At 62.5% G+C, this 9,496-nt stretch carries 8 protein-coding genes and 1 pseudogene; 1 reads left to right on the forward strand and 8 read right to left on the reverse strand.

What is annotated here, in order from left to right; genetic code table 11:
- Positions 1-533: hypothetical protein (locus ACHUEU_RS16265; protein WP_394217136.1), on the reverse strand; the 533-nt coding region annotated here is incomplete at its 3' end.
- A gap of 416 nt (positions 534-949) precedes the next feature.
- Between ACHUEU_RS16265 and ACHUEU_RS16270 the strand changes: the two genes are divergently transcribed.
- The gene (locus ACHUEU_RS16270; protein ID WP_394217137.1) at positions 950-1,723 is read left to right on the forward strand and encodes a hypothetical protein; all 774 of its coding nucleotides are present in this window, start codon (positions 950-952) and stop codon (positions 1,721-1,723) included.
- 194 nt (positions 1,724-1,917) lie between these two features.
- Here the strand turns inward: ACHUEU_RS16270 and ACHUEU_RS16275 are convergent, their stop codons facing one another.
- The 7 genes and pseudogenes from ACHUEU_RS16275 to ACHUEU_RS16305 all read right to left on the reverse strand — a co-directional run bounded on the left by ACHUEU_RS16275 (position 1,918) and on the right by ACHUEU_RS16305 (position 9,148).
- Positions 1,918-2,439 (reverse strand): hypothetical protein, encoded by a 522-nt coding sequence (locus ACHUEU_RS16275; RefSeq protein ID WP_394217138.1) that lies wholly within the window; start codon positions 2,437-2,439, stop codon positions 1,918-1,920.
- 67 nt (positions 2,440-2,506) lie between these two features.
- Positions 2,507-2,893, reverse strand: a complete 387-nt coding sequence (locus ACHUEU_RS16280; protein ID WP_394217139.1) for an RNA polymerase-binding protein RbpA — start codon at positions 2,891-2,893, stop codon at positions 2,507-2,509.
- On the reverse strand, positions 2,893-3,387 hold the full coding sequence (locus tag ACHUEU_RS16285) for a hypothetical protein (RefSeq protein ID WP_394217140.1): 495 nt from the start codon (positions 3,385-3,387) through the stop codon (positions 2,893-2,895). The genes ACHUEU_RS16280 and ACHUEU_RS16285 overlap by 1 nt, the downstream gene beginning before the upstream one ends.
- Before the next feature lie 386 nt (positions 3,388-3,773).
- Positions 3,774-4,487 carry an RES family NAD+ phosphorylase gene (locus ACHUEU_RS16290; protein WP_394217141.1) on the reverse strand — a complete coding sequence of 238 codons (714 nt, stop codon included), beginning with the start codon at positions 4,485-4,487 and terminating at the stop codon, positions 3,774-3,776.
- Positions 4,488-4,851: 364 nt separating this feature from the next.
- Positions 4,852-6,039 (reverse strand): annotated as a pseudogene (locus tag ACHUEU_RS16295) (elongation factor Tu); the annotation flags it as partial.
- A gap of 464 nt (positions 6,040-6,503) precedes the next feature.
- Complete coding sequence (locus ACHUEU_RS16300; protein WP_394217142.1) at positions 6,504-8,234, reverse strand: hypothetical protein; 1,731 nt, start codon at positions 8,232-8,234, stop codon at positions 6,504-6,506.
- A complete protein-coding gene (locus ACHUEU_RS16305; protein WP_394217143.1) occupies positions 8,231-9,148 on the reverse strand; it encodes a hypothetical protein in 918 nt (305 codons plus the stop codon). The genes ACHUEU_RS16300 and ACHUEU_RS16305 overlap by 4 nt, the downstream gene beginning before the upstream one ends.
- Between the last annotated feature and the right edge of the window lie 348 nt (positions 9,149-9,496).

The following is a 9,496-nucleotide window of genomic DNA, read 5'->3' on the forward strand; positions in this document are numbered from 1 at the left end:
ACCGCCTTCTCGAACCCCTCGCCCGCGGCATGGAGCCAGTCCATCGCCCGGTAGCAGGCATCCTCGTCCACCTCCCCAGCAGCCTCGGTCAGGCCCGGGATCGCCACGTCGTGATTCATCCACTCCGCAGCTGCCAGCTTCGAGGACGGGGCCAGCGCCCGCGACGCCACCAGCGCGAACAGGGTCCGCTCCAGCGCCGCCAGATCACGCTTGCGCCCCCGACCAGCCTGCGCGGCCTTCGTGATCACCGCATCCAGGCCCAGCTGCCGCCAGAGCCCATCCAGCAGCAGCGCCCCGCCCGCGGGACGAGAATCCACCGGATCCAGGGACGAGGCGTCCGCCCGGTCCCCGTCAGGATCACCCAGGTAGCGCTTCACCGAACCGACCAAGCGGCGCAGTCCGTCCTCGTCGACCTGCCCGGCCCGACCGAAGGAGTGCAGGACCTTGGGCACCGAGCGGGCCTTGACCGGGTCCCACTCGTTGTGGGCCAGCTGCACATAGCTGACCTCGCTGGTGCGAGTACGCCGCTTCACCGTCCGAATGTACACACCTAGAGACTAGCGCATCCACCCCTGCGCAGTAGGGTAGCGACACGCAAAGTGTGTATCTAGGCAAATCGGCTCGTGACCCTAGACCTCGAACACCCCCGCGCAGGTCACAAGGCTACGACTCTCCCGGCATGCCTCCAGAACCCCCGAATTCTGCGGAACGCCGGTCTGTCAGTCGGCGGATCGAGTCCTGATGTTGCCGCCATTGAGGTTAAGTGAACCCTTCCTGCTGCGCAGTGACTCGGACGATCGGAATGCGAGCGGCGGAGTCTCAGTGTTGCGTAGGTCGAGGCAACTGATTACAAGAGGTGGAGGACATGTAATCCAACTGGGCTCCTGAACCGTGAGTCCTCTTGCCGAATTGCCTGAAAAGTCACACCGTACGCCTGTACTATAGAACTATGACCTCAGACCATCCAGCCGACGGCGTACCCCCAATAGGCGGCGACGAGTTGGCGCAGGCACTAGGCTTGATCCCGGTAGGTAAGAGACTGGAGGAGGCATTTTCGTGCTACCTCCTCGCTGGCGTTTCGCTGGGATTCGCCATGGTGGCGGTGCCATCACTTCTTAAAGGGGCCGAGAATGCCACGAATGGACCCTTGTCGGCTAGCCTAGAGCATGTGGCTGAAAGCCTAACGCAAAAGGCTGTCTTGGATGCGGCGGCCACTTACGATGAAGCAGGCGATGGCGCAAACTCGCTTGCTAATGCGCTTACGTTAATTACTCAGCACCTCAAGGCGTCGACATCGATTTCTCTCGGGGATCGAGAAGCGGCTCGAAAGCTGGTTAACGAGGTTCGAGATTCGGTAATCGCGAACAAAAGCACGGAAATCCGAACTATCCGCGCCTGGCGGAACATGTGGGCTGGCCATAGGACGTCTGATGTTATTGCGGATCCGTGGGCTAAAGCAAACCCCGTAGACTTTGGGGTCGTCGAAATTGGCTTGAATCAAATGCGAGCCGCCTTTCATGAGTTTGCGCTTTTGCTGGATCAGCTTCCCGAGCTCGCGTCCCTCGTGGGGGATGCCCGACGTATTGATGACCGGACATTCCGAATGGGCATTTCCCTTGAAGGCTTATCGGGCAAGCCTTTGGATTTCTACTTAAGCATTGGTAGGGCGCAAGGTGAAGCGCTCTTGGCTCACGGCTTTCCGTTCCTGAAGGGCGGGCAATAGGAAAATTTCATCTCGGGTGCAAGCTGGTTGATGGCGTGTCAATCAAGACTGCATTCGGCCGCAGTGAACTTTATGATCAATGAGCTTGGGGGCGGCGTCTTAGCTCCATAGCAACGCCATCGGTTGGTGGGGTTTCGAGGCGAGGAGGCTTGGGGGTAGCGCGGTCGGGGCTATCGGCGGCGTGCTTGGCCACCTCAGAAGTCGTAGTCGTCAGTCGGTTCCGAGGCGGAGTCTGGAGTATCGGAGCTGGCATCCTCGCGGGTCTCCTCGTCGGAGCCGGTGACCGGCGCGGGGCCCTTTGACTGCGTGCTCGAGGTCTTGCCGCGCTTCTCGTTGCCGGCTCGGTCGATGTCTAGGGACTCTTCGGCGATCTCGACGAGTTCGCGACGGATCAGGCCGATCACGGCATCGAGCCGCTCCATACGCTCCTCGAGCTCCTCCCGCTGCACCACCAGGTGCTCGAGCCGCATGCGCGCTGACTCGTCCTTGCCGTCTGCAGCGGTCGTGCCGGCGACGACCCGGGTGGGGCACGGGTATGGCACGTGCGCGAGCTCGGACGCGTGGGCCGCGTCCACACCGTCCGTACTGGCCTTCTCGAGTGCTTCGGTGCGCAGGCGGGTGCATTCGGGACAGACGACGTCGACGTCGTAGCCATTGTCGTGCCCGACGAGCGTCGGGCCGTGCAGCTTGCGGACGGACTCGATCAGCGAGGCCATAGATCCTCCTCCAGATGGGGCATGTTCACCTACCAGTGGGCGAAACGTGGCCCTTGGAGGACGGGGCCTATCGGTGGGAGGGGCCGGCGTGCAGCTTCCCGGCGCGCAGCAGATCCAGCCGGGCCGCTAGCAGTCGTTCGAGCTCTGCCTCGGTGCGGCGCTCGGACAGATGGGTCCAGTGGTCCTTGCGCTGGTAGTGCTTCGGGGTGGTGGGCACGCCGATCATCTCGACGCCCTCGTCAGCCTCCACCGTGCACTCGGCGCCCTCGCGGCAGATCCGGCACGGCCACAGCATCGGGATCGGTGCTCGCGGATGCAGTCGGGCCTCGGTGGTGATCTCGCATTGCCCGCACAGGTACGCGACGATCTGCGGCACGAGCGCCACGACACGGTCCGGGTTCTCGACCGTCCGTGCGCGGTGGGGCACCGTGGCGGTCACCATGGCTGGCGGCATCAGGCAACCGCCAGGTCGCCGTGCTCGAGCAGCTCAATGACCCCCAGGCCTTGCAGGGACTCCAGCATCGTGACGTCGTCGGTGGGATCGACCCAGGCTATGTTCCCGATCGGCTGATCCTTCTCCGCGTACGGGGCGTACAAGCTCGTCACCAGTACGAGCGGAACCTGGTGCTCCCACCGCACACCGGGGTCGACGGTCTTCCGCTCCGCCAGCAACGCAGTCCAGACCTCCTCGTCCGTGGTCTCGTCCAGGTCGCGGCGTTGCACGGCGGCGGCCACCATCGACTCCTGCACCGCGGTCGCAATGACGATGGCCTGCTCGAGGCGCATCAGGAACAGCACCTCAGGGTCGGACTCCTCGAGGTATTCGGGGCCGATGACGGCGGCGACTAGTCCGTCGTTGCGATCCGCGCGTAAGGAGCGCTCACCGATGAGGAGAGAGCACAGGCCGGCTTCGGGGTCAGTAGGGGAGGGGGCGGTGTGGGTGCTCATGAGTGCTTCCTCAGTTCCTCGGATGCGGGATAGTCACCCCTCACCAGTGGGCGGAGGATTTTCGGGAGAGCTCTACGGTGCCATCTTGCTCCGCTCGCGCCTCCTGGAGTTGCACAGAGAACCGGCCTCCGAGCGCGATCTCGGAGGCCGGTTCGTGGATGAGCGGCCCTCACAGCAGGGCGTATCAGGGGGCCTCGAGCATCTGCCGACGCTCCGTTGCAGTGTGTTTCAACTCGTTATCCTGGACATCCGTATTGGTAATATCGTATCGAAGCCGGCGACTTTGATGCTCTGCGTGTGCCCGCTTAAGTGCGCTCGGTTTACTGGGACTGAAGCTTAAACCTGGCAGTCTGGTCGCGAGTAAAATTGTCGCGACCGCAGATCTTTCAAACACTTACGTTATACGGGGAAAGTATTGCGCTCAGAGTATCTAGTCCTTCGCTCGAATCGAAGTCTGCGGCGTCCCCTGTTGGAATGTGAGGATTGCCAACCTTTTCCATCATTTTTCCCAAGAAACGATCGCCGAAAAGAACATAGGCTTGAAGGCTCGGCTCTTGGCGACTGTTCCATACAAACCCGGCAGCCTTGGGAGACTTGGACCGGACCCAATGTGCCCAGTGCCTTGTCTGAGCGTAGTCCCTTGGGCTGCAATTCGTAATCCATGGCGACTGCGCAAAAGAGCTCAACTGTGGTCTCGTTCGCATACTTACTAGTTTTAGGTCTGTTGTTGTCTCAACTGCACTAATGCAGCGACCCTCGTACGTCTTCTTCGGGAGAACGTAATGGCCAGAGTTGTCATAGAGAATATCCCTCATGAGGGTCTCAACAACGGCCACGTCAACTGTCTGCCCCGCATACATGTACGGATAGACGTCATCCGCAGTCGCATCGAAACGACCGCCACCATAGTATCGATGACTTGGACGGGGATTAAAACCATCTGCCGGAAAGGTCTTCTTGTGCACTCGGAAAAGAATCGTGCCTGCCGGCAATGTTTGAAGGATTGGAATGCCCGCATAGTCTTTCGGTGGCAAATTGTTAGTCACTTCGTCACCAGCTATCGTTCTCGATCTGGATGGCTGCATGCAATATCTCTTCATCGCGGCCTGTGCCGAGGAGCTCTACGGGCGCATCTCCGAGCCAGGAATTTTTAGTTATCCACCAGGATAATGCCCCCAGCGAACTGACGTCACCACCGAGTAGTGGGCTTACGAAACGTACAATGTCGTGGATCTCGGAGGAGTTAGGATTGATGAACTGAAACTCAGGGGAGATGGAGCGCCCGCCCGACTCTATTGTCAAGGCTCCGACAGGCGGGACAACTCCCTCCCTCACGCCTTTCGCAAGGACGGCAACTCTGACTGCGTCAAAAATTTCTTGGCGTCGTAAAACGATAGGATTCGAAGCATCTTCTTCGCCTATTTGAGGAGCGGAATTTTCTTTCCTATTACCTTCCGTGGACGCTTGCAAGACCTGGATAATGTGGCCTGAGCCCACGGTGCGGCCACCTTCGCGGATGACAACAACGTCACCCTCTGCCAAGGCGACAGGGAGGGTTAGTTCCACAATTATCTCGGTACTATCACCAGGCAGAACCCAGTCGATGCCATCGGGGAGGGTGATACCGCCGGTGACGCCCGTGGTGCGGAAGTAGAACTGCGGACGATGGTCCGAGCGCAGCGGACTTTGGCGGCCCCCTTCATCCGGGGAAAGGATGTAAACATGGGCCCGAAATAGAGTGTGCGGGGTAATTGACCCCGGCTCGACAATGACCTGGCCGCGTTCTACGTCCTCGCGATTTATGCCGTGCAGCAGTAAGCCATAATTCGCACCAGCCCGCGCCACACTAAACTGCCGACGGAACATCTCGATCCCGGTGACCGTGGTTCTCTGTGTGGGGCGCAGACCGACGATCTCGACATCCGAATTAATGGCCAAGGTTCCGCGCTCGACGCGGCCGGTAACAAAGGTGCCGCGGCCAGTGACTGTAAAGCTGTCTTCAATGGCCATGAGGAATGGCGCGTCAAGGTCGTAAACTGAGTCCGGTATGTTCTGGTCAACGGCATCCATCAATTCCTCGATGGACTTGACCCATCGCGGTTCCCCCGCGAGAGCCCTCGTGCCCGACACTCGGACAATGGGAACATATTCTCCGTCAAAGTCCTGGGAAGATAGAAGCTCGCGGATTTCCATTTCCATTAGTTCCAGAAGTTCTTCGTCTTCGACCATGTCGGACTTGTCGAGCGCGACTATCAGATAGGGGACACCGAGTTGGCGGGCTAGTAGCACTTCCTCGCGGGTCTGGGCCATCGGGCCGTCGGTCGCGGCGACTAGGAGTATCGCGCCGTTCATATTGGCGGCGCCGGCTAACATGCTCTTGACGTAGTCAGCGTTATCCCGGATATCGGTTTGTGCGTAGTGACGCTTTTCTGTCTGGTACTCAATTTCGGACACGTTAAAGGTGAAGCCGCGCTGGCGGTCTCTCGAGGTGGAGTCTGTCGCCGCGAAGGTTGGTTGCTCGTTAAGGTTGGGGTACTTATCTGCAAGCACTTTGGAAATTGCGGCCATCAAAATGGTTCTGCTATGGGCAGTGTGGCCAATGGTTCCGATGCTGATGCGGGGCTTGGTTTGCTCGCACTTTACTATTTCCACGCGCGGCCTCCGGTCTCAGGCGCTAGCTTCGTGAACCGGATCATAGCCGTTTAATACGGTCTTGGGCGATGATCCGAGCACGAAAGTGCGAAGCGGAAGCAGCCTAGCGGCTCCAGCGTGTCGCCCGGCCGTGCCCTTTGGACGCTGATCGCCGTCTTCCGGAGGTCTGACGGCATCCGGCCGCGGTGTGGGTTGTACGCCGCCAGTGTCGGGTAGCTGGATGCAGCCAGTTTGTGGTGTCCGGACCCGGACCTGCGTCCTGCCCGGTCCAACCGGGAGCGGCGGCGGAATCCGTTGGGAAGCCTGAGACTGCCAGGTCGATGTGACAAACGTGCTGTCCTGGCGAGTGGACCGTCCTCCCCGTGGCAAGCGGCGAAGGTCCTTATGTGAAAGAACGTCGTCGCAAGTCATTGCACTGCAGAACAAGGCGCCCCGGAACACCTCTACTTCGGCTCCGACCAGCATCACGTCCCGACGTTCTTCGCGGCCCGCGCCGCCGCAGCCGCGCCCCGCTGTTCCGTGCCGTCGGCGGAGTAGATCCGGTCCGCGTCGGCTTCCGGTGCCCGGCGGCCGTTCCAGGGATCGTCATCCCCGAGTTGGCCGGCGCCGTGATCGAGGTCGTCCATGCCGGTGTGCTCGGCGATCTCCGCCCGGGTTGGCTCTGGACGATCGGTGCGGCGAACGGTGCTGGATTCGGCGAGGTGCTCGGCGAACGTCGCGGTCGGGGCGAAGTAGCCCTTGAACACGCGGGAAGGCTGGCCTTCGGTCTCGGTGACGCCGACGCCCTTGGACACCCCGGCCGTGGTCTTCACGTTCTCAGGAACCTCTGCAACGGAGTCCGGGGCGGAGAACGCGTTGGCACGCTGATTGTCCGAGGCGTTCGGGCCCATGAGGAACCTGTTGCCGCAGGCGGCCTTCAGTGCCGTGGACACGCCGGTCTTGGTGTTGCCCAGTTGGGTGGAGACGAACACGTGCACGCCCACGAACCGCATCTCGAGCGCGATCTTCTGGATGAACGTGGCGACCATGTCCTTGTAACCGTTGGTCGCCTCGGCCTCCACCCGCATCGGGTGATCCTTGGGCAGTGCTTTGGGGACGCGTTCGGGGGTCATGAGGCCGGTGTACTCGTCGGCGATCAGAACGATCGGGCGGAACGAGGGATCATCCGTGATGGAGAACCAGTTGTTGATCCCGCGGCGCTTGAGGACGGCGGCGCGGCGCTTGCCCTCGGCGTAGACCATCCCGCATGTGGCGACCATCGCCTCGTAGCTCTCGCACCCCCATCCGCCGTCGCGGACGTAGGGGCGGATCCATTCGAAGTCGACGGCTTTGTCGGGGGTGTCGACGATGGCGAGTTCGGCACCGGCCTGGAGCATCCAGTATGCGAACGCGTTGATGTTGACGCTCTTGCCGGACATCGGCAGGCCCTGCAGGAGGGTGTGGGAGGCGCTGGCGAGGTCGAGGCGGAACTCGGGCCCGGTGGCGTCACCTGGACGTCCCAGAGCGCAGCCGAGCGGTGCCTGGGTCCATGCGGTGTCGGCGGGGGAGGTGAACGTGGGGATGTCGCGGTCGAAGGGGTAGGGGATCATTGCGGGGAATGTCGGTGGCTGGGCGGGGATGATCTGCGCCGTGAGCGCTTTGGGGTCGATGTCGACGTACCAGCCGGGCCGGCCGATCACGTTCTCCGCGATCTCGGTGAGCTTCCCGTCGTGCCGGGAAGGGACGTAGCTGGTCGGGAGGTCAAGGACGAAGCCTCCACCGCGGCGGCGGGCGACCTGGACCTGCCATGGCTTGACCGAGAGGACGACGGCGACGGCTCCGCGGCAGCGGATCGCGTCCTCGGGGAGCTTCTCGAGCACGGCATGGCTCAGGTGCGGCTCGAATCGAGTCATCGTGTACCCGGGGTTCTGGTTCTCCAACCGGATCGCCTCCCGCTCCCCATCTGAGGGCTTCGCGCCGGTGCGGAGGCTCGCGATCAAGCGGGTGGAGCCCTTCTCGGCGGCGACCTCGGTGACGGCCCGGGTGCGTTCGAACGTGACCGTCTGCGTCTCGGGATCGAAGCCGACGACGCGGAATCCGGTGCCGGCCTCGTCGCTGAGCTTCGCCTCGACCGCGGCGACGTGGGCGTCGTTGTGCGGGTCGAACCCGGGTACCCGGTGGCGGGTCCGCTGCACCTGCGCGCTGCTCGTGGTCATCGGTCCGCCGTCCCGGCACCGGCGAGGTTGTCCTCGGTGAAGCTTTCGAGGACTTCGACGAGCACCGGCTCGTAGGCGGTCCAGAGGCCCTGCGCGATCTCGGACAGCTGCGGGATGATCTCGTCGACCAGTCGCGGTCCGTCGGCGCCGGGGGAGTCGCACTGGGCCTGGAGATAGCCGAGCAGCGCGGAGACGTCGCCGTTCGAGGTGAAGCGGGTGCGGGATATCCGCACTAGGGAGCTGACCGCACGGGCGGGGTCGCTGGTGCCGAGCGGGGTCAGGTCGCCCTCGGTGACGAGCTCGCACAGCGCGACGGTGTCCACGGCCGACAGTGCCATCGAGGCCTTGTCGAACGAGTCCACGAGTGCCAGGGATGCGATCGAGGCCCAGTCGGAGTCCTCGTCGGTCTCGGGGACCAGGGCGCCGGAGAGGTCGATGGCGTCGAGGGTCTCGTCGTCGACGCCGTCCCACCACGCCTGGATGCGCTGCTGGGTGGCGGGGTCGTCGGCGTCGAGGTCGTAGAGGGCGAGCACGTCGAGCCAGCCGGCGGTCTCGATGTCGTAGAGGCGGCTGCCCCACATCTCGAACACGACCCTGAGTGCCCAGGCGTTGTCGCTCTCGAGCGAGATTGTTTCGCCGGTGTCGATCTCGAATCGTTCTCGCAGCGGTGCCGGGAGCCACATGAACGGGAACCGCAGCGCGTCGGGTCGGACGCCGGGGGCGCCGCGCAGCGGGAGCCCGTCGATGTAGCGCGGCAGGGGGATCGCCACGGCGGGGGAGGTGAGGATCCGTGCGTCGTCGAGACCGAGGACGGTGCGGGCGAGGCCGAGCCGCAGCACTTGCGGGACGGTCCGCTCGGGCAGGGTGAGGGGCTCGCCGGGCTGCAGCAGGTACCGCGCTCGTCGGGTGTGCATCGTGGGCCTCCAGGGTCGAAAGGTGCTCTCATCCAACCCATATGCGAAGGAGGCTCCAGCGGCACCGGTGTGTCGACGCTGAAGGGGTAGCGCCAACATGCGCCAACGGAGCGTTCGTGCCGGTCATCTACACTTTCGGCGATTTTCTCCACCCCAACGCCAACGCGCTCCACCCATCAAACGTGCAGGTCACTCGGCGTTTACCCCCATATCCCACATCTCCCACTATAACCTTTATAGAGAAGTAGGTAGTAGTAGTAAGAGGAGATATGAAACCAGATCCCCTATACGTATGCAGTTTCCGGCGCGCAATGTGGGATTTGGTGTCAAACGGGGTCTGACCTGCAC

Source organism: Brachybacterium vulturis, from assembly GCF_043641765.1.
In the GTDB taxonomy this organism is placed as follows: domain Bacteria; phylum Actinomycetota; class Actinomycetes; order Actinomycetales; family Dermabacteraceae; genus Brachybacterium; species Brachybacterium vulturis_A.